Annotated in this window: 17 protein-coding genes; 13 read left to right on the top strand and 4 right to left on the bottom strand. The window is 59.0% G+C overall.

Features of this window, described 5'->3' with window-relative positions; genetic code table 11:
- Window positions 1-3: 3 nt before the first annotated feature.
- The 8 genes from ACYVI2_RS00310 to ACYVI2_RS00275 all read left to right on the top strand — a co-directional run bounded on the left by ACYVI2_RS00310 (window position 4) and on the right by ACYVI2_RS00275 (window position 10,252).
- Window positions 4-990: a Bug family tripartite tricarboxylate transporter substrate binding protein gene (locus ACYVI2_RS00310; RefSeq protein ID WP_415819359.1), complete on the top strand. Its 987-nt coding sequence runs from the start codon at window positions 4-6 to the stop codon at window positions 988-990.
- 28 nt (window positions 991-1,018) lie between these two features.
- Window positions 1,019-2,527 carry an aldehyde dehydrogenase family protein gene (locus ACYVI2_RS00305; RefSeq protein WP_415819360.1) on the top strand — a complete coding sequence of 503 codons (1,509 nt, stop codon included), beginning with the start codon at window positions 1,019-1,021 and terminating at the stop codon, window positions 2,525-2,527.
- 45 nt (window positions 2,528-2,572) lie between these two features.
- Window positions 2,573-3,559, top strand: coding sequence for a Bug family tripartite tricarboxylate transporter substrate binding protein (locus ACYVI2_RS00300; RefSeq protein WP_415819361.1), 987 nt, complete (start codon window positions 2,573-2,575; stop codon window positions 3,557-3,559).
- Window positions 3,560-3,593: 34 nt separating this feature from the next.
- A complete protein-coding gene (locus ACYVI2_RS00295; protein ID WP_415819362.1) occupies window positions 3,594-5,426 on the top strand; it encodes an NAD-binding protein in 1,833 nt (610 codons plus the stop codon).
- Between the two features lie 5 nt (window positions 5,427-5,431).
- Complete coding sequence (locus tag ACYVI2_RS00290; RefSeq protein WP_415819363.1) at window positions 5,432-6,478, top strand: amidohydrolase family protein; 1,047 nt, start codon at window positions 5,432-5,434, stop codon at window positions 6,476-6,478.
- Window positions 6,479-6,706: 228 nt separating this feature from the next.
- On the top strand, window positions 6,707-8,050 hold the full coding sequence (locus ACYVI2_RS00285) for an MFS transporter (RefSeq protein ID WP_415819364.1): 1,344 nt from the start codon (window positions 6,707-6,709) through the stop codon (window positions 8,048-8,050).
- 118 nt (window positions 8,051-8,168) lie between these two features.
- Window positions 8,169-9,167: a Bug family tripartite tricarboxylate transporter substrate binding protein gene (locus ACYVI2_RS00280; RefSeq protein WP_415819365.1), complete on the top strand. Its 999-nt coding sequence runs from the start codon at window positions 8,169-8,171 to the stop codon at window positions 9,165-9,167.
- 35 nt (window positions 9,168-9,202) lie between these two features.
- Window positions 9,203-10,252, top strand: coding sequence for a zinc-dependent alcohol dehydrogenase family protein (locus tag ACYVI2_RS00275; RefSeq protein ID WP_415819366.1), 1,050 nt, complete (start codon window positions 9,203-9,205; stop codon window positions 10,250-10,252).
- A gap of 143 nt (window positions 10,253-10,395) precedes the next feature.
- Here the strand turns inward: ACYVI2_RS00275 and ACYVI2_RS00270 are convergent, their stop codons facing one another.
- Together ACYVI2_RS00270 and ACYVI2_RS00265 are read right to left on the bottom strand one after the other, a co-directional pair.
- Entirely contained in the window at window positions 10,396-10,803 is a 408-nt protein-coding gene (locus ACYVI2_RS00270; protein WP_415819367.1) for a GFA family protein, read from the bottom strand.
- Between the two features lie 194 nt (window positions 10,804-10,997).
- A complete protein-coding gene (locus tag ACYVI2_RS00265; protein WP_415819368.1) occupies window positions 10,998-11,750 on the bottom strand; it encodes a hypothetical protein in 753 nt (250 codons plus the stop codon).
- Window positions 11,751-12,212: 462 nt separating this feature from the next.
- Between ACYVI2_RS00265 and ACYVI2_RS00260 the strand changes: the two genes are divergently transcribed.
- Window positions 12,213-12,953, top strand: coding sequence for an IclR family transcriptional regulator (locus tag ACYVI2_RS00260; protein WP_415819369.1), 741 nt, complete (start codon window positions 12,213-12,215; stop codon window positions 12,951-12,953).
- Window positions 12,954-13,278: 325 nt separating this feature from the next.
- On the top strand, window positions 13,279-14,115 hold the full coding sequence (locus ACYVI2_RS00255) for an SDR family NAD(P)-dependent oxidoreductase (protein WP_415819370.1): 837 nt from the start codon (window positions 13,279-13,281) through the stop codon (window positions 14,113-14,115).
- A 72-nt stretch (window positions 14,116-14,187) separates the two neighbouring features.
- Here ACYVI2_RS00255 and ACYVI2_RS00250 read toward each other — a convergent pair whose 3' ends face one another.
- Together ACYVI2_RS00250 and ACYVI2_RS00245 are read right to left on the bottom strand one after the other, a co-directional pair.
- Window positions 14,188-14,391 carry a rubredoxin gene (locus ACYVI2_RS00250; RefSeq protein WP_415819372.1) on the bottom strand — a complete coding sequence of 68 codons (204 nt, stop codon included), beginning with the start codon at window positions 14,389-14,391 and terminating at the stop codon, window positions 14,188-14,190.
- Between the two features lie 53 nt (window positions 14,392-14,444).
- The gene (locus ACYVI2_RS00245) at window positions 14,445-16,529 is read right to left on the bottom strand and encodes a 3-hydroxyacyl-CoA dehydrogenase NAD-binding domain-containing protein (RefSeq protein ID WP_415819374.1); all 2,085 of its coding nucleotides are present in this window, start codon (window positions 16,527-16,529) and stop codon (window positions 14,445-14,447) included.
- Window positions 16,530-16,740: 211 nt separating this feature from the next.
- Between ACYVI2_RS00245 and ACYVI2_RS00240 the strand changes: the two genes are divergently transcribed.
- Genes ACYVI2_RS00240 through ACYVI2_RS00230 form a run of 3 tightly spaced genes read left to right on the top strand, consistent with a single transcriptional unit; the run spans window position 16,741 to window position 19,512 of the window.
- Window positions 16,741-17,910: a thiolase domain-containing protein gene (locus ACYVI2_RS00240; protein ID WP_415819375.1), complete on the top strand. Its 1,170-nt coding sequence runs from the start codon at window positions 16,741-16,743 to the stop codon at window positions 17,908-17,910.
- Window positions 17,911-17,914: 4 nt separating this feature from the next.
- The gene (locus tag ACYVI2_RS00235; protein WP_415819376.1) at window positions 17,915-18,325 is read left to right on the top strand and encodes a Zn-ribbon domain-containing OB-fold protein; all 411 of its coding nucleotides are present in this window, start codon (window positions 17,915-17,917) and stop codon (window positions 18,323-18,325) included.
- On the top strand, window positions 18,322-19,512 hold the full coding sequence (locus ACYVI2_RS00230; RefSeq protein ID WP_415819377.1) for a lactonase family protein: 1,191 nt from the start codon (window positions 18,322-18,324) through the stop codon (window positions 19,510-19,512). Before ACYVI2_RS00235 ends, ACYVI2_RS00230 begins: the two co-directional genes overlap by 4 nt.
- Window positions 19,513-19,639: the final 127 nt, after the last annotated feature.

The following is a 19,639-nucleotide window of genomic DNA, read 5'->3' as shown; positions in this document are numbered from 1 at the left end:
AGCGTGAAACGGCAATATTCGAATTTCTTTGGCATGGGCGCCTGTGCGCTCGCCGCGGCATTGGGGGGAACGACCGCAGCGCAGGCGGCTGATGCGTTTCCGACGCACCCGATACGCGTCATCGTGAATACGGCGCCCGGCGGCCTCACGGACGTGACGACGCGACTCGTTGCAAAGAAGATGTCTGAAAACCTGAATCAGTCGGTAGTGGTCGAGAATCGCGCGGGAGGTGATGGTCTGATCGGTCTGCGTGCCGTCAAGGCTGCCGCACCCGACGGCTACACCTTGCTGGCCTCCGCGGGGACGATGGCACTGCAACCCTCGGTGCGCGAGGATGCCGGCTACGATCTGCTAAAGGATTTCACTGGCGTGGGTCTGATGGGCCGATCGCCGTTCATGTTGGTGGAAGCCTCCTCCGGACAGGACAAGTCGGGAGCCGACTTTATCGCCCGCGCCACGGCCAATCCCGGAACGCTGTCCTATGCGTCGGCGGGGGTAGGCACCGTCCCTCATCTGGCTGCTGCGGTGCTCTTCAAACAGCTGGGCTTGAACTTGATGCACGTGCCATACAAAGGAAACGGTGCAGCCATGGGTGATGTGATGAGCGGCAGGGTCGACGTGATCATGGAGGCCTATGGCAGCAGCGGGGCCAAGGTCAAAGCAGGGCAGTTGACGGCGCTGGCCTTGACGTCGCCCAAGCGGGCGACAGTGTTGCCGGATGTTCCGGCATTGGCCGAGTTGGGTGCGCCTGAGTACAGCTACTACACGTGGTTGGGTATGGTGGCGCCGGCGGGGACTCCAAAAGAGGTAGTCGACCGTCTGTCCATTGCATTACGCAGCGCCCTGGACAGCACAGAGGTGCAACAGCGGTTTCGCGAAGATGGGGTGGAGTCCTTGCCGCTCTCGCCAGACGAGTTCAACAACTACATGGCGCAAGAAGTCGAAAAGGGGCGCGAGGTTGTGACCTATCTGGCGCTGCCCAAACTTTAATCCCATCTAATACTGACTGGAGTTCGGAATGACATTGACGATAGACGGCGGCGCACTGCACGATTCCCTGACGACGGGACAGAAGCAAGCGTTCGAGTGGCTGCGCGGCCGCCCTAAGCAATTGCTGATCGGAGGGAAGTGGGTCGATTCTCTTTCTGGTAAAACGTTCCAGACCATCAATCCGGCGACGGAGGACACCTTGGCGGAAATCGCCGAGGCTGACAGCGCCGATGTGGACCGCGCGGTCAAGGCGGCACGGCAGGCGCTGGAGTCGCCGTCGTGGTCGGGTATTTCTCCGCATGTCCGCACCCGGTATCTGCTAAAGATCGCTGACCTGATCGAGGAGCATGCCGAAGAACTGGCTATGCTCGAAACGCTGGATATGGGTGCTCCTGTGTCCTTTACAGCGGGGCGCGTTGCGTCGGCCGCCGAGTTGTTTCGCTACTACGCCGGCTGGGCCACCAAGATCATGGGCACCACGAACCCCACCGACGCGGCGCGCTTCGTGTACATGTTGCGCGAACCCATGGGCGTGTGCGCGTTGATCAATGCATGGAACGTGCCATTGGTCATGGCTGCTACAAAATTGGCGCCCGCCATGGTGTGCGGTAACACTGCCGTCTTGAAACCTGCCGAGCAGTCTCCATTGTCGACCCTGCGTTTGGCCGAGCTGATCCAGGAGGCGGGCGTTCCGCCGGGCGTGGTTAATGTGATTCCGGGATTTGGGGCGACTGCAGGTGCAGCTATGGCGGCGCACTTGGACGTGGATAAGATCGCGTTTACAGGATCCACGGCCGTGGGCAGGCATATTCTGCAGGCGTCTGCGGGCAACATGAAGAAAGTCACCCTGGAGCTGGGTGGAAAGTCGCCCAACATTATTTTTCCCGACGCCGACCTGGACAAGGCTATTGAAACGGCGGTCGTGGCCTTTTGCCGCAATTCCGGGCAGATCTGCTCTGCGGGCACGCGCCTGTTCGTCCAGGAAAGCCTGCAAGACGAAGTCACTGAGCGCATTGTAAAAATCGCCTCAGGCTATAAGGTTGGCTCTCCATTGGCTGCGGCTACGCAATTGGGCCCGTTGATCTCGGAAAAGCAGATGCAGCGCGTGTTGGACTATGTGAGGTCGGGGCAAGAAGATGGCGCTACGTTGCAACTGGGCGGTGCTCGTGCTGCGGACGTGGGGTATTTCGTCGAACCCACGGTGTTTTCCGGGGTGGCCAATGGCATGAAAATCGCCCAGGAAGAAATCTTCGGGCCGGTGCTTTCGATTATTCCATTCAAGGACGAGAACGATGCAGTGCTGACAGCCAATGACACGCCTTATGGCTTGGCTGCGGCAGTGTGGACGCGCGATATCAGCCGCGCCCACCGTGTGGCACGTGCGTTGAAGTCAGGCCGCGTGTGGATCAACACGTATGCGGAGACCGACCCTGTCATGTCCTTGGGTGGCTATAAGCAGTCAGGGTTCGGGCGTGAAATGGGTGCCGAATCGATCGAGGCTTATACGCAGACCAAGTCGGTGCTGATGCGCCTTTGAGCGGTAAAACATAAAACGATAGCCCAATGATGGCAGGAGACAATCATGAAATCACTTTTGCAGCGCATTGCCCGGTTTTCCCTGGGCGGTCTGGCCGGGCTGGCACTCTGTGCCGGTGGTATTGCGCAGGCCGCCAATTACCCTGATCATCCCATACGCCTGATCGTAGGTGTGCCGCCTGGCGGTGGCGCTGACATGATCGCCCGGTTGCTTGCAGAGAGCCTGCATGGCATTCTGGGCCAGACAGTCATTGTCGAGAACCGTCCTGGCGCTGGCGGCAATATTGCCGCGAGCGAGGTGGCGCGGGCCAAGCCGGACGGCTATACCTTGCTGCTGGCGAACTCCAGTCATGCCATCAACGCCAGTTTGTACAAGAAATTGCCGTTCGATCCTATCAAGGATTTCGAGCCCATTTCGCAGTTGACCGAGAATTTCTTCTTTCTGGCGATCAAGCCCTCGTTGCCGGTAAAAACACTGGGTGAACTCGTGCAATACGCCAAGGGCCAAAAGACGGCACTGTCCTATGCATCGGCAGGGGTAGGGCAGGGATCGCATCTGGGCATGGCTATGCTCGCTTCTGACGCGGGTTTTGAGGCGGTGCATGTGCCGTATGCGGGAATGGGCCCGGCGGCGCAGGCGCTGTTAGGGGGACATGTGGACATGGCGTTTTTGACGCCGCCGTCCACGCTGCAGTATTCCCAAGCCAACAAGATTCGGGTACTGGCTGTGACAGCACCTACGAGAGTGAAATCGCTGCCTGACGTTCCCACGATTGCGGAGTCGGGCTATCAGGGCTTTGAGGTGAACAATTGGCAGGGGTTGCTGGCGCCCGCGGGAACACCGCCAGACGTCATTCAGAAACTGCAGGAATCAGTGGCCCAGGCGTTGAAAAAGCCCGAGGTCGTCAAGCAGCTGAATACCAGCGGCACTGATCCCGTGGGCTCCGCGCCGGACGCATTCGGCGCATTCCTGAAAGCCGAGATAGAAAAGTGGGGCAAGGCGGTGGCGCAATCAGGCGCAGTCGCAAACTGATCATGTTGTGCCGTATCTCGAAAGGAAGTTGGTCATGAGTGTGCAGGATGCAGACATTGCACGTGGTGCTGAGGTTGTCGGCTTTGTCGGCCTCGGGGCAATGGGAGGGCCCATAGTTCGCCACTTGTTGAGCCAGCATTGGACAGTCGTGGTGTACGACTTGAACCAGGAGGCCGTTCGCTCGGCAGCGCAAGCCGGTGCGCGCATTGCCGCCAATCCTCAGGACGTGGCACGACAGACTGGATTGGTCTTTGTTTGTCTGCCTTCGTTGGGGGCATTGCGCGCTGTCCTGTTGGGTGATGACGGCGTCGCCCGTTGTGGTCGGCCGTGCACTCTGGTCGATCTGTCTACGACGGGGCCAGCGTTTGCACGCGAAATGCGTGCCGCGCTGGAGCCACGAGGCGTCTCATATATCGACGCACCGATTACAGGCAATGTCACGACCGCCGGTAACGGACGGCTGGGAGTGATGTGCTCGGGGCCGGAGTCGGCGTTCGAACAGGCCGAGCCCGTCATGCGTGTGATGGCAGGGGCCACTGTGCTGTATCTGGGAGACTCATCGGGGCGTGCGCAAACACTGAAATTGCTGAATAACCTGATTTCAGCGACTGGCATGGCAGTCACATGCGAGGCCTTCATCCTGGGGGCAAAGGCCGGTTTGAAGCCGGCCGTGATGCTACAGATCCTGAACGCCGGCGAAGCCAGCACAAATGCCAGCCGCAATAAATTCGCCAGCTCTGTACTGCCGCGGCGTTTCAATTACGGCGCACGCATGGCCATTACCGCCAAGGATATTTCGCTGACAGTCGCGGAAGCCGAGCATTTGAACGTACCCGTATGGATCGCGCGCCCCGTGCAGCAGTTGTGGCGTTACGCGGTGTCGCAAGGTGGTGCGGAACGTGATGGCAGCGCTTTGATTACCTACCTGGAGGCGTGGGCTGGCATTGAGGTACGTGACGACGATGCAACGTACGACGCGCTTTTACCTGCAGACGGCGGCCCTATGGCCCCCGGGGCGTGCCACATCTTGTGCGAGCCCGAGAATGTCTCAGCGCTGGTAGATCATTTGGCGGGTCTGGGGTGGACCGTAGCCCTGGCGACGGCGGAAGATTCCACTCCTGCGGCGCATTGCATAGTATGGGTACTCGACAGCGATGCCGATATCTCCGAACTATCAGGTTTGCCCGAGCTGGGCTCAAACCCCGACCATGCGCTGATCGTCAATACCTGCTGGATGCCTGCCGCGCAAGCGAGCTTGTTGGCTGAGCGGTTGCAACGGCAGGGCTATGGATTCGTGGACGCTCCTTTATCCAGTAGGCCTCGGGACATGCAGGATGGTAGCGCAACGCTGCTGGTCAGTGGCGATCCCCGTCATGTGTCGCAGGCTTTGCCCGTTTTGCACGCATTGGGAAAACAGGTATATCAGGTTTCAGCGCGGCCTGGCGACGCCCAGCGTATGCGCCATTTGGAGGAGGCCGTCTCCGCCGTATTGCTTGCCGTCGCCTGCGAATCCTATGTGATCGGCGCGCGTGCCGGTTTAGCTGTGGAGATCATGCCCCGCATTCTAGGCATCGAGACCGGCCGTACGTTGGCCAGCGCAACACTGTTTCCGCAGCAGGTGTTGACGCGTCAGTTCGATTACGGGAAATCCTTGGGCAGGGCCCTGCGTGCGCTGCAGCTGGTCAGCGAGGAAGGAGCCAAGTTGCAGATCAGTGCATGGGTGCTGGAATCCGCCCGATTGCTTTATCGCATGGCAGTGGCCAGGCTTGGGCCTGACGCTGACGTGACGACCCTGGTTCAGCTGTACGAACAATGGACCGGCGTGGAGGTCCGTGCCGGATCGTCCGCACACGATACACAAGGATGAGAAAGATGCCCAACGAAGAGGAGTTCATTGGAAACACGCCACGAGGCCTGGACGAATTGTCAGTCTGGACATCGCGTCATGTCGAGGCAGCACTGGAGCCGGAATTGCCCATTATCGACTCGCACCATCATTTGTACGACGATGAGCGCGGCCGATATCTGGCGCCGGAGATGTTGGATGAGATTTCGTCAGGGCACAACGTCGTGGCGACGGTATATCTGCAGCATTCTGCCTCGTATCGCACAGAAGGCCCGGAGGCGCTGCGCCCGGTGGGAGAGGTCGAGTTTGCGGCGGGTGTCGCGCGCGCAGCCGCAACGCAGTCTGTACGTTTGTGTGCGGGCATCGTCGGCCATGCCGATCTGGCATTAGGCGATCAGGTCTTGCCGGTGCTCGAAGCGCAACAGGAGGCCGGTAACGGCTATCTGAGGGGTATTCGGCATGGCGCAACCTGGGATGCAGGCCGCGCGGGCTATGGCCGGACTTTCGCGCGCAGGCATCTTTTGCTCGCGCCGGAGTTCCGTGCGGGTTACGCGCATCTTTCCCGGATGGGATTGTCATTCGATGCCTGGATCTTTCATCCTCAGTTGCCCGAGCTGATCGATCTATTGCAGGCCTTTCCAGAAACGCCGGTGGTGCTGAATCACTGCGGCGGCATCTTGGGCATACCCCCCCATACCGATCATGAGCAAGTGTTCAACGTCTGGAGCCGACATATCCGGGATCTCGCCCGATACCCGAACCTGAGCGTGAAATTGGGCGGCCTGGGAATGCTGTATGGCGGCCATCAGTTTCACCATGATATTGAGCCGCCATCGTCGGAAACACTGGCCGAAACATGGAAACCGTATGTCGAGACCTGTATCGAGGCATTCGGCCCGGCGCGAGCAATGTTTGAGAGCAATTTTCCTGTCGACAAGCAAAGCTGCGGTTATGGCGCACTGTGGAATGCGTTCAAGCGGCTGACACGGTCCTATACGGACTCGGAGCGAGCCTGCTTGTTTCATGATACGGCTAAAAAGTTTTATCGGCTCGACTTGCCGCCGCCTGCGTGATGGCAGCACTGCGTCCGAAGGAACGCTTCGGGCGCACTGACAATCTACTGGGGCATGCAAGTTTGCCCGCGCGATCGACCCTGTCGTATCAGGGCATCTGATTTCATCAATCAATTTTGAGGCGAAGCCCAAAAGGCGGCCGCTATTCCGACGCCGTTGGGTTGGCTGGGCCGCCTTATATAGACGTTGTTGAATGGAACAAGGTCCAAAATAACGGAGATAGACCGCATGGCAACTGATATTGGTTCTAGCGATCCGCGTCAACGCCGATTCGTCGTGGCCTCCACGTTTATCGGCGCGACGATCGAGTGGTATGACTTTTATATTTTTGGCGTGCTATCGGCGTTGTTTCTGAACAAGCTGTTTTTTCCCACGTTCGATGACACGACAGGGACGATGCTGGGGTTCATGGCCTTTGCCACGGCATGGATTGCCAGGCCGATAGGCGGGGTGGTAGCCGGCCACCTGGGCGACAGAATAGGAAGAAAAAAAATTCTGCTTTGGAGTTTCATCATCATGGGACTGGCGACCATGATGATTGGAATGCTGCCCACCTATGACAACGCAGGATCGACGGGAGCGGTCTTGCTGGTGCTGCTGCGTATTGTGCAAGGGCTGTCAGTAGGTGCGGAGTACGGCGGCGCCGTTGTGACGGTGGTGGAGCATGCGGAGAAATCCAAGCGGGGTTTCTACGGCAGCGTGCCACAGATAGGATCATTCCTGGGTTTGCTGCTGGGCAACGGGACGTTCGTTCTGATGACTTACCTGGATAACGACGCGATGATGACCTGGGGATGGCGGGTGCCATTTCTGTTCAGTGCGTTGATGCTGGTGGTAGGTGTGCTGATTCGCAAGCGTATGGCCGAATCGCCTGACTTCGAAAAAGCCAAACGGCAAGGTGCGATTGAGCGTATTCCCTTTGTGACCGTGGTCCGGAAGTATCCACGTCAATTGATATCCGTCATGCTGGCGCAGGGAGCACCGAACACGTTCTTCTGGACTTGCGCGGTGGCCATGGTGTCCTACGGCGTCACGCGTCTTGGATTTACACAGACGCAGATGCTCGCTGCTGTGTGCGTGGGTGCAGCCGTAGAGATGTGCACGCTGCCATTGTTCGGCAAATTGTCTGACAGGGTAGGACGCCGCAAGGTTTTTGTCGCTGGATTGATTGTTCTGCCCATTGCCAGCATTCCCCTGTTTGCTGTGGCGCAAACGCAGTCCTATATGTGGCTGGTGATCAGCTACGCACTCGTACTGGGCATTGGTCATTCGGCCAGCTACGCAGCGCAACAGGCCCTGTTCGCTGAAATGTTCCCTACATCCGTCCGATATTCGGGCATTTCAATCGGATATCAAATGTCCGGGGCCTTGTTTGCGGGTCCTTTGCCGATCATCGCGACGGCGTTGATTGCCTATCAGAATGGCAGTTTGTGGCTCTTCTACGGCTACGTCGTGGCAGTCGCGATCATCAGTATCTTGGCCATCATGGCGGGAAAACCTCACTACAGCCAAGTTCAAATAAAGACGTCATTAGAACAGGAGGCCGCGCGCGAACGTAGTCAAACGGCCTGATTGCCAAGTTCGTGCCACACGTTCCGGATGGAACGAAGGATCACGTCGCCTGGGGAGGGAGGACTCCAGGCGATGGAACAAGCGTTACCAGCAACTCACCAAAATCGAGGAGACGACAATGTTGGAAGAACGTGAAACCCGTAAGCAGGGAGTCCTGCGTGAGCGGTTTTTTGTAGCCGTTGCTGCGGTGATGGCGACCGGTGCTTTTGCAAGCACGCCGGCATACGCGGCGGGCGACTATCCCAGCAGACCCATACGATTGATTGTTGCTACGCCGCCAGGCGGGGCGACAGATATTACGGCGCGCCTGGTGGCCCAGAAAATGGGAGAAAAGTTGGGGCAGACTATCGTGGTCGAGAATCGGCCCGGAGGCGACACGATGGTTGGCACGCGCGCAGTCAAGGAACTGCCTGCTGACGGCTACACCGTACTGGCGCAATCGTTGGGATTCTTGTCCGTGCCTGTGACGAAAAAGAATCCGGGATACAGCATCAAAGATTTCACCGGCGTCGGGATCATGGCGCGTTCACCTTTTTTGATGGTGGTCGGCGGCGACACGCCATATAAGTCGCCAAAGGACTATATCGCCGATGCCCGGGCGCACAATATTACGTTCGCCTCCGGTGGCACGGCCAGCGCGCCGCATCTGGCTGCGGAACAGTTCGTCCGTTCCGAGGGGCTGAATATCCTGCATGTTCCTTATAAAGGCAACGGGGAAGCCCTACCCGATGTGGCTGCGGGCCGTGTCGGAATGATCTTCGACGCCTACATCGGCTCGGCGCCCTTTATTGAAGTTGGCCGTTTGCGGCCGCTGGCCGTCACGTCGACCGAACGCATACAGCCCTTGCCGCAGGTGCCCACGTTCAAGGAGCTGGGATTCGACTATTCCTACACAGTCTGGCTCGGCTTGTTAGTGCGCGAGGGAACCCCGCCAGCCGCGATAGAAAAGCTCTCGGACGCCCTGAAGTATGCGCTGCAGACTGAGGTCGGCACACGATTGAAATCGGAGGGCGCCGATACGACTTTCATGACGCCGGATCAGTTCAACCGGTATCTGAACGATGAGGCCGCTCAGATGAACAAGCTCGCGGCGCAGTTGAATCTGCCGCGCGAATAGTGTTTGGCGACGCTTAATCCAGGAGAATTTCTTATATGCGTGCGATTACGTTTCCTGGCGATCGCCAGGTGGAAATCATCGAGATGCCGGACCCCACTCCGGGGCCGTTAGATGCGGTCATCGAGATCAAGGCTTCAGGAATGTGCGGCAGTGATCTGATCTACTACCGGCGTCCGGTGGGCACGCCAATGAGCGAAAAATTCCAGTATCAGTCTGGTCCATTGATCGCGGGGCATGAGCCTTGCGGGGTTATCGTGGCGCTGGGCTCAGCCGTGCCGGAGTCATTCGGTCGTGTAGGTGATCGAGTGATGGTGCATCATTATTCCGGCTGCAGCGCGTGCAGCCTGTGCCGTTCGGGCTGGCAACAGCTGTGTCAGGAAGCGCCCAGCCGTACCTATGGCAATAACGATCATGGCTGCCATGCGCATTACTTCAAGGTTCCCGCCATGACCTTGGTGCCGTTGCCTGACACACTGTCATTCGCAGCGGGCGCCGCGATTTCCTGCGGCACGGGGACGGCTTATGGGGCTTTGCGTCGCCTGGCGCTATCCGGCAACGAGACGATCGCGATCTTTGGCCAGGGCCCGGTCGGCTTGGCGGGCACACAGTTGGCGCGCGCGATGGGCGCCCGAGTCATTGCATTGGACATCAACGCCGATCGTTTGCGGCGCGCGATCGAGTTTGGCGCCGATCATGTGATCAACCCCGCCCAGGACGACCCGGTGAGCGCCATCAAAGACCTGACCCGTGGCTATGGGGCGGATTCCTCGATGGACAGCTCAGGCTCGGGGCCGGGGCGTATTGCAGCGATTCGATGCCTGAAAGTATGGGGCAAAACATGTTTTGTCGGCGAGGGCGGCGAACTGAAGGTCGACGTCAGTCCGGATCTGTTGCGCCGCCAGATTACGGTGATGGGTTCGTGGACATTCTCGACGATCATCCAGGCAGAATGCGCGCAGTTCATCGCCGACAAGAAAGTCGATGCCGACGCGGTATTTACTGACTATTGGCAATTAGATCAGGCCGAAGAGGCGTACCGGCTGTTTGACAAGCAAACCACCGGAAAAGGAGTGTTTCTGATATAGATGATCAACTACCCCGTCAGCGCTCAGGTGATGTTGTACCGCTGGGCGCTTGACTTGCCGGCGTTGCAGGAGCGGCGTTGGTGTTTGTGCCACTGCCGCCGCTGCTGCTGATGCTGCTGCCGGACGCAGGCACTGTCGGCCGCTTAAGGCTGATTATCGAATGTCTGGACAGCTCCGAGCGGAGCAAGCCAGGAGAATCTGCGTTTGGCCCAAATCTGTCGCACGGGCGGTCCCAGCTCGTAGCGTTGCTTTAACGTGCCGACGCGCAGAGAATAAGTTTGCGGATTGTCGGCCGCGCAGGCATAAACCGGCCCACCGCAGTTGTCGCAAAAGGCATGAATGCGCTTGGTTCCGCTATCCGCAACCTTCAAATACCGCTTAGGGATTCCTTTCAACAGCCGGAATTTATCTGCGGGTGCAGGAATATTGGTGCGAAAAACGGAACCGGACTGCATTTGGCAATCAGCGCAGTGGCAGATGGAAATCGTACCCGGTTCGACCTCTGCCTCATACGCAATAGCGCCACAATGACATTGACCCTGGACTTTCATCGTTTCTCCCGGTAGATGATAGGCGTAGCCTACGTTTTTAGTGTAGGCTCTTGGCGCTATTCTTTTGGAATGCCCAGCTCCTGAATCAATTCACGAGGTAGCGCTTGCCTTCCTATTCAAGTGCAAACAAAGCGCCCGCACCGGCCGTCCCAGGATGGCCGGTGAAATCGTGCGGCGCGAAAGCTCAAGCCGCCTTATTCAAGATCGCTGGCGGGGTATTCCAGTACCAAGGCCTCGAGCCCGTTTTCCCCAGCCTGGATCGTGAATTCTGCTTCGTTGCTTTCGACCACGACCATGGACCACAGGCCTAATTCTTCGCCTTTGTGCACCAAGCTGCCATTGCCGACGAATATGTAATACCCGCCGCTTTTGCTCGGGTCGGGACCTAACGTCTTCATTCCGGCACCCAGGCGCACGACCTGTGCATGCATCTCATCATCGCCCTTGAGAACCGTCTCCCATTGAGGTTCTTTGCGCGATCTCATGACCGGCTCGATAGAAAAGCCGACGGGCTCAGAAGCCAGGTTGCGGCGCTTGCTGGGTTTGATCCGGTCTCGGTAGTCGGGTGAGCTCAGGTATACGGGTTCCGAGTTGCCCGTGAACATGCGCAATGCAACGAAAGTCAGACCTTGCGGTCCGGCTGCGATCGGGCCGTATGCGGTGTGATGATCTTTGAACTGCACGGTCAGCGGCTGCAGTTTTTGGCCGCGGTTGCCGATTTCGCCCGAGCCTGCCAGGAACAGCTGAAACATGGAGACGCCGTGAAAGTGCGGAACGATAGATTCGTTGGCGTTGAGTTCCGACATCGTGGCCTGCGGTCCAGGGGCGTGAGTATTCGAAGAGCGGGGGCCGAAATAGACCGTTCCCCAGTGCTCGATGCCGGTCCCCGGCGAGACGATGACCCTGCGTTGCGCCAATGCGTCGGCGCCACTGCGCGTGTAAATCATTTGGAAAACCTCCGATAAGAGTTTGGCGTAGCCGTTCTGCCGCGAGGAACTCCTGCCGCGCTGCATGGTGGCGTCAGAGAAATCTTAGCACAAAGTTTTATTTAATAGCATTGGTTTTATTCAGTGGAACTTTATGGGAAGGAAAGCCCTATTTCCGGTCGAAACGGAGCTTTGGCCAGGTTTCGATAAAAGAAACTAAATTCGTTAATCAGATTGTTCGGGTAGGATGGCAGTCCGTCGGCATGCCACCACGCAGGGGCGAAGGACTGAGGGCGCAGACGGTGAAAAGAGAATCACAGCGTGAGGTTGAACACTGCAGTAATGCTATACTCGCGCATCGCTGGCCGGTTAGTATTTCAGTGGTAGAAACCCGGACGCCTATGAGGCAATCATCTTGAATCGGGCATCCTGCGTCTACGGGCCTGCGACCGTCCAGTTAACCGAGTCTATACGAGGCTGCTTATGATGCGCTCAGTTCAACGGATTATGGCGATCTTCGAGAGCTTCAGCGCGGAGCGTAATAGTCTGTCGCTGCAGGAACTGGCCGATCACATCGAGCTACCCAAATCCACCGCATTCCGTATTGTGCAGAGCCTGGAGAAAGCCGGCTACCTGGTGCGTATGGATGACCGGCAATACTGCTTGTCGCTTCGATTCCTGCGCTTGGCCGGTATGGTCAAAAGCACTTTGGGGATCCGCGAGATTGCCCGTCCTGTGATGGCGGACCTCTCTCAAAAAACCCAAGAAGCAACCTCGATTCATACGGTGATTGGCTCCAATCGGGTTTGCATCGAGTCCGTCGCGGCCGCAACGACGTTGCGCAGCGTGGTGCAGCCCGGAGAGCAGGTTCCCCTGCTGGCGGGCTCTGCGTCCAAAATCTTGCTGGCATATATGCCGAAAAAAGAGCTGTCGGCATTTTTGCCCGCGGTGGCCAAAGGCACCAAACGTACTCAAACGGCCATTCAAGAAGAGCTCAAGGCCGTCCACCAGGCAGGCTATGCGGTCTCGCATGGCGAACGCCTATTGGGTGTGAGCGCCATTTCCGCACCGATCTTCGATGTCAACGAAGAGGTGAAATACTGCCTTTCGTTGGGTGGTGCTTCCGTACGTATTCAGGCCAACGAAAAGGCGCTGATCAAACTAGTCGTTCAATCGGCAGCCGAGATCAGCCGCCAATTCGGCGGAGGGGCCGGCGTTGCCTGAACAACGCGCCTCTTAGGCCATCGGCGGGATCTGTTCGCCGCTTCCTCACTCAAGCGCACCGCAGTGCCAGTTGCATGACTGAGCCCTGGAAAGGCTGCGGTCGCGCGTGATTCTCTCCGCTCGGCGAGTTCATGCTCGATGTCCAGCAGCATGCCCGTTCATTTCATCTTCGCACGGTCTCTTCATTTCAAGCGCTTCGTAGTTTTATTCATCGGAACTAATACTGATGATTAGAATTAATGAGCTAACATATGACACTCGCCAAGCGGCTGAAATAGACGAGGGCGGAACGTGATATTCGAGATACCAACTGGAGACGGCAGCAATGCATAGCGATAGCAGTATGGAAGGCTGGACCCCCAGCAAACGCCTGGAGGGACGAGTAGCCATCGTGATCGGAGCGGGGCAAAGTCCGGGCGAGGGGCTGGGGAACGGGCGCGCGACCGCGCTGCGTTTCGCCCGCGAGGGCGCCAGAGTTCTTTCGGTAGATCGCAATCTGGAATCCGCGCAAGAGACCGCAGAAATCATCAAAAAGGAAGGCTTCGAGGCTGAGGCATGCGCGGCAGACGTGACGCGCGAACAGGATCTGGAGGCGGCCATTCTTCAGGCGCGCGACGCCTGGGGCAGCGTTGATATCCTGCACAACAATGTGGGAGTGTCGTTGGCAGGCGGCGACGCCGATCTGATGGACATCGACGAGGAGCATTTCGACTTCGTCTGTCGCGTCACCTTGCGGGGGACCGTTTTCGCATGCAAACACGCAGTGCGTATCATGCGTGAGCAACGCAGCGGGGTGATCGTCAATATCGCTTCGGCCGCAGCTGTGGGCCGGTATCCCTATGTCGCCTATAAGGCCAGCAAAGCAGGCGTGGTCGCGTTCACCGAGCAATTGGCCCTGCAGAATGCCGAGTACGGTATTCGCGCCAATTCGATTCTGCCCGGTTTGATCGCGACCCCGATGGCAATTGGCCGTCGCATAGAACACTGGAAACAGCCTCGCGAGCAGGTCGAGGCGGAGCGGTTGGCCAAGATCCCTCTGCGGCGGCATGGCTCTGCCTGGGATGTCGCCAATGCCGCGCTTTATCTGGCGTCGGATGAGTCGGCGTTTGTGACCGGGACGTCATTACTGGTCGATGGCGGACGGGTGCTTAATCGGATTTGACGTCAATGCGGCCATTTGGCCGCGATAGCACTACGCTACAACAAGGCCGCCCAAAAGGCGGCCTTGTTGTTTTTAGATTTCGATCATTTCGAAATCGACCTTCGTGGCAGAACATTCGGGACAAATCCACGTATCAGGTATGTCGTCCCATCGCGTTCCAGGTGGAATGCCTTCTTCGGGGATGCCGGCGGCTTCTTCGTAAATGAAGCCGCACAGAATGCATTGCCAGGTTTTGAAAGGTTGCTCGGTGATGGTCTCAGGAGAGGCTGTAGTCATGATGATACATAGTCCAAAAGCTTCGAGGGCGCCGTTTTGGCGGCGCCGATTGCTCAGGCAGCGGTGGCCTCGCGCAGTTGTCCGGAGGCAGCAGCGATGCTGGCAAGCAGTCGGCTGGGTTGCCACCGCTTTCCATAGGCTGCATGCCATTCGCTGATCTGCCGGTAGATATTGTCCGCGCCGATGCTGTCCGCCCAGTACAGCAGACCCCCACGGTGCCGCGGGAAGCCAAAGCCGTTGAGCCACATCACATCGATATCGCTGGCGCGCAGTGCCTTGCCTTCGTCAATGATCTTGCAGGCTTCGTTCACTGAGGCGAATAGCAGGCGTCGCAGAATTTCGTCGTCGCTGAACTGGCGCTGCGGAATATTGAAGTCGCGCGCGACGCCCGCAATGACCTCAGCCACCACTGGGTCCGGCATCGGCGTGCGGCTGCCGGCTTCGTAGCGATACCAGCCGGCGCCGACCTTCTGGCCGTGACGGCCCATTTCTGCCAGGCGGTCGGGAACATGCAGCTTGCGGTATTCGGGATTGGCGGCCGCACGCCGTTTGCGCGTGTCATAACTGACATCCAGCCCGGACAGATCACTGACAGCGAAGGGGCCCATTGGATAGCCGAAATCCATCATTACCTTGTCGATCTGCTGCGGCAATGCGCCTTCCTCGAGCAGCAGCATCATTTCGGTCACCAGCGGCGCGCGGCTGCGGTTGGCGGCGAAACCATCGCAGCTGCCGGCAATGACGCTGATCTTGCCCAGGTCGCGGCCCATCTTCGCCGCGCGCAGGATCGTTTCTATCGAGGAGGCGTCGCCTTTAACGATTTCGCATAGCTTCATCACGTTGGCCGGTGCAAAGAAGTGAGATCCCGCCACCATATGCGGACGCTGCGTCGCGCTCGCGATCGTGTTGATGTCAATGGCCGACGAGTTCGTCAACAGCAGCGCATCGGGACCCATGATCCTGTCCAGCTTGGAGAAAATTTCAAGCTTCAGGTCAATACGCTCGAATACGGCCTCGATCACCGCGTCGCAATCGACGATATCGTCGTAACTGAGCGTTGGCTGGATGAGCGCCATGCGTTCACGAATCTCGTCCTCGGTGATCGTGTTGCGCTTTAGCTTGGCGGCATAGTTGGCCGCGATACGCTGTATGCCGCGTTCCAGGCCCTCGGCGCTGGCATCCAGCAGGCGGACGGCGATGCCGGCGTCGGCAAAGGCCATGGCAATACCTCCCCCCATGGTGCCTGCACCAATGACGGCAGGCCGCGTTACGCGTGGCGGCCGGTAGTCTTCGGGTGCTCCGGGGACCTTGGCCGAGGTGCGCTCGGCAAAAAAGGCATAACGCAATGCACGCGATTCGTCGGAGCCCTCTAGTTCGGAGAATCGGGCGCGCTCCAGGGCCATGCCTTCCGGGACGGATCGCGAGGTCGCTGCCTCGACCAGCTCGATCGCATAGGCCGCAGCCTTGATGCGTTGGCGTGCGGTGCGTTTGCGTGCCTCGGCGAATACGCGCTCGTCGGCATCCTGGATCGTCATGCTGTCCACGTGGGGCAGGGGGGCCGCGGGTGAGCGGCGCTGAATCAGGTCGCGCGCGGCCCCCAGCACAGGCTGTTCCGTGACGAGATCCACGATGCCCAGGGCCAGCGCTTCTTTGGCGTCAACGTGCCGTCCGCTCAGGATGAGGTCCAGGGCGGCACGGGCGCCTACTAGCCGGGGCAGCCGTTGCGTCCCGCCGCCGCCGGGAATCAGCCCGATCTTTATTTCCGGCAATCCCATGCGTGCGCTGGGCGCGGCAACGCGGTAGTGACAGGCCAATGCATGCTCGAGTCCGCCACCCAGGCAGTACCCCTCAATGGCAGCCACAATGGGTTTCGCGCTCTGGACGATGGCAGCGGTGCTCTCGGCGCTGGAAATTCCGCGGGCTTTGCCGAACTGCCGGATATCTGCGCCCGCAATGAAATTGCGATTGGCGCCTGTCAGAACGATGGCTTGTACGGCGGGATCCGCATTCGCGCGTTCGATGCCGGCAACAATTTCCTCGCGCATTCCCGGCGCCATGGCATTGACGGGCGGGTTATCAACCGTAATGACGGCGAGCTGATCGTTCACCTCGTATCGGACCGTAGGGACCGAATTCATGGCTATCTCCTTCGTGATTTCCGCGCGAATGTTCGAAAAAAACGGAATTCGCGCTGTTGTCTTGACCGGTCGTCATGCTACCATGATATCCACACAGTGACATTAGTTTTGATGAATGAAACTTTTTGGCTGGGCCGTCGGAACGAACATAGATTGATCGTTCCCGAGGCCAGAGGGCAGCAAGCCCAGACCAGATCATGGAGGAGATAGCGTGAGTATCCGAGGCAAGGCGTGCATTGTGGGCGCCTACGAACATCCCCTGCGCCATGCGCCGGAGCACTCGCTGGCGCGGCTGCATGCCGAGGTCGCCGTCGGTGCTCTGGCCGACGCCGGCCTGGACAAGAATGACATCGACGGCTATTTCTGCGCCGGCGATTCCCCCGGGGCCAACCCGTGGTCCATGGCCAATTATCTGAACCTGAGGCAGTTGCGGCATATCGATTCCACTGACATGGGCGGGTGTTCCTACCTGATCCACGTGGCGCACGCTGCGCAAGCTATCGCCGCGGGAAAATGCAATGTGGCGCTGATCACGCTGGCGGGCCGCCCGAGATCCGAGGGGGTGTCCGGTACGCAAGTGCGTGTGCGCGGATCGAATCTGCCGGAAACGCCATTCGAGATTCCCTATCGTCCGGTGACGCTGAATTTGTACGCGATGTGCGCCATGCGCCATATGTACGAGTTCGGCACGACAAGCGAGCAATTGGCCTGGGTCAAGGTGGCGGCGTCGCATCATGCCCAGCACAACCCGAACGCCATGCTGCGCGATGTGCTCAGTGTGGAGGACGTGCTGGCATCACCCATGATCGCTGATCCGCTGCGGCGCATGGATTCGTGTGTGGTCACCGACGGGGGCGGCGCGATCATCGTTGCCCGGCCTGAGATCGCCCGTTCATTGAAGCGTCCTGTGGTCAGCGTGCTGGGCACCGGTGAAACCACCAAGCATCAGGACGGCGGAGAGATTGATCTGACCTATACGGGGGTTGCCTGGACTGGGCCACGCGCCTTTGCGGAGGCGGGACTGAGCCCGGCCGACATTCAGTACGCCTCCATTTACGACAGCTTCACCATCACGGTCCTGTTGCAGCTAGAGGATCTGGGTTTCTGCGCCAAGGGCGAGGGTGGCAGGTTCGTATCCGATGGCAATTTGATATCCGGTGTGGGCCGCCTGCCGTTCAATACGGACGGCGGCGGAATGTGCAACAACCATCCGTCCAACCGCGGGGGGATGACGAAGATCATCGAGGCGGTGCGCCAATTGCGCGGCGAGGCGCATCCCAAGGTGCAAGTGCAGGACTGTCAGTTCGCCTTGGCTACCGGCGTCGGCGGCGCGATCGGTCACCGTCACGGCGCAGCGACACTGATCATGGGCAGGGAGTAAGCGTATGCAAACCAATGACGAAGCCAAACTGGCCGACCCGGCGATGAACCCAGGTGACGAGGCCTATTTCGCTGCCGCCAAAGAGGGCCGCTTGCTGCTCAAACGCTGCTCGGCCTGCGGCAAGACCCACCATTATCCGCGCGCGATCTGCCCATTCTGCTGGAGTGACCGTGTGGAATGGGTCGAGGCCAGCGGCCTGGGCACGATCTACACCTATAGTGTGACCCGCCGCGGAGAGCAGTACTGCATTGCTTATGTGACACTGCAGGAAGGCCCCACGCTGATGACCAATATTGTCGATTGTGATCTGGATCGAATTCGCATCGGGGATATCGTGCGCGTGGTGTTCAAGCCGACCGAAGGCGGCTGGGCCATTCCGATGTTCAGCACCGGCGTTACAGGAGCGGGCCAATGAACACGTCTGTGAACGGCAGTCGTTCGCGGCCGCTGTGCTTCTACAGCGCGGTGGGCTCGAGGCTGAGTGTCTATCATCTCGACCCGCAGACCGGCCGTCTGGCACTGCGCGGTGGTGCAGACATGCCTGCAAAAGTGCAATACGCGTGGCGTCATCCCAGTCTACCGGTCCTGTATGTGGGAACCTCCAGCGCCGGTCCCCGTCAGGCGTCACTGGAAAATCACGTCAGTGCGTGGAGCATCGCCGCAGACGGCAGCCTGCAGCCCCTCGGCCAGTCGCAGATCCTTCCGGCGCGTCCCGTACATATCTGCGTGCATCCTTCCGGGCCGTTCTTGTTGAGCGGCCATAATTTCGGCGGCGGAAATCTCACCGTGCACGCGCTGAACCCGGATGGTTCGATCGGGGCGGCGGTTGCGCAGCATGAGGTCCAGGATTTCGGCATCTATCCCCATCAAGTCATGACGTTGCCTGGAGGGGACTATGCGCTTATCGTGGACCGCGGCAATTCGCCCAAGGACGAACGGCCTGAAGATCCTGGCGCCCTGCGTACGTATCGCATGACCGATGGGCAACTGGGGGCAGGGCAGGTCGTAGCGCCTAATGAAGGGTATGGCTTTGGGCCGCGCCACGTCGCGTTTCATCCTTCCGGCCGCTGGCTGTATGTCTCGGACGAGCGATTTAATTGCTTGCACGTGTTCGCGCTGGACGGCTCGTTGATCGATCCGCAGCCCTTGCAGACATTGTCCACGCTTCGAGATCCCGGCAACGCCAAGCAGCGGCAATTGGCCGGCCCCATCCACGTTCATCCTAACGGCCGCGCCGTGTATGTGGCGAACCGGGCCGATGGCGTTATTGAACAGCAGGGGCGACAGGTGTTCGGGGGTGGTGAGAACAACATAGCCGTATTCGAGATAGATCCGACCAGCGGCAAGGTGGCACCGGTACAGCATGCTGATACCGAGTCGTTCCACGTGCGGACGTTTTCCATGGATGGCGACGCGCGCGTGCTGGTGGCTGCCAGTGTCAAACCGATGGCTACGGAGGCAGGTCCCGTCGCGGCGTCACTGACGGTTTTTCGCATGGACGGCGTCCTGCTGCAGCAGCTGCATCGCGAGGAAGTGGCAACCCCTGGAACGGAACTGCAGTACTGGACGGGACTGGGCACGGTCTGTACCGAGCCGACGTAATTTTTTTCGGATTTTATTAAACGGAACTGGTTTCTAAATTGATCCAATGCGGGCAGCCATCCTGGATGCCGGTGCCCCGGAAACGGCGCAACCTCGATCGATGCAGTGCCACAACCCAATGAGTTGA

The sequence above is a fragment of the Bordetella tumbae genome (assembly GCF_054780995.1).
This window is presented reverse-complemented; position numbering and strand designations above follow the sequence as displayed.

Bases quoted from the DNA above. Each gene is read 5' to 3' on its own strand.
- ACYVI2_RS00305 (WP_415819360.1), top strand. From the start codon at position 1,019: ATGACATTGACGATAGACGGCGGCGCACTGCACGATTCCCTGACGACG.
- ACYVI2_RS00300 (WP_415819361.1), top strand. From the start codon at position 2,573: ATGAAATCACTTTTGCAGCGCATTGCCCGGTTTTCCCTGGGCGGTCTG.
- ACYVI2_RS00295 (WP_415819362.1), top strand. From the start codon at position 3,594: ATGAGTGTGCAGGATGCAGACATTGCACGTGGTGCTGAGGTTGTCGGC.
- ACYVI2_RS00290 (WP_415819363.1), top strand. From the start codon at position 5,432: ATGCCCAACGAAGAGGAGTTCATTGGAAACACGCCACGAGGCCTGGAC.
- ACYVI2_RS00285 (WP_415819364.1), top strand. From the start codon at position 6,707: ATGGCAACTGATATTGGTTCTAGCGATCCGCGTCAACGCCGATTCGTC.
- ACYVI2_RS00280 (WP_415819365.1), top strand. From the start codon at position 8,169: ATGTTGGAAGAACGTGAAACCCGTAAGCAGGGAGTCCTGCGTGAGCGG.
- ACYVI2_RS00275 (WP_415819366.1), top strand. From the start codon at position 9,203: ATGCGTGCGATTACGTTTCCTGGCGATCGCCAGGTGGAAATCATCGAG.
- ACYVI2_RS00270 (WP_415819367.1), bottom strand. From the start codon at position 10,803: ATGAAAGTCCAGGGTCAATGTCATTGTGGCGCTATTGCGTATGAGGCA.
- ACYVI2_RS00265 (WP_415819368.1), bottom strand. From the start codon at position 11,750: ATGATTTACACGCGCAGTGGCGCCGACGCATTGGCGCAACGCAGGGTC.
- ACYVI2_RS00260 (WP_415819369.1), top strand. From the start codon at position 12,213: ATGATGCGCTCAGTTCAACGGATTATGGCGATCTTCGAGAGCTTCAGC.
- ACYVI2_RS00255 (WP_415819370.1), top strand. From the start codon at position 13,279: ATGCATAGCGATAGCAGTATGGAAGGCTGGACCCCCAGCAAACGCCTG.
- ACYVI2_RS00250 (WP_415819372.1), bottom strand. From the start codon at position 14,391: ATGACTACAGCCTCTCCTGAGACCATCACCGAGCAACCTTTCAAAACC.
- ACYVI2_RS00245 (WP_415819374.1), bottom strand. From the start codon at position 16,529: ATGAATTCGGTCCCTACGGTCCGATACGAGGTGAACGATCAGCTCGCC.
- ACYVI2_RS00235 (WP_415819376.1), top strand. From the start codon at position 17,915: ATGCAAACCAATGACGAAGCCAAACTGGCCGACCCGGCGATGAACCCA.
- ACYVI2_RS00230 (WP_415819377.1), top strand. From the start codon at position 18,322: ATGAACACGTCTGTGAACGGCAGTCGTTCGCGGCCGCTGTGCTTCTAC.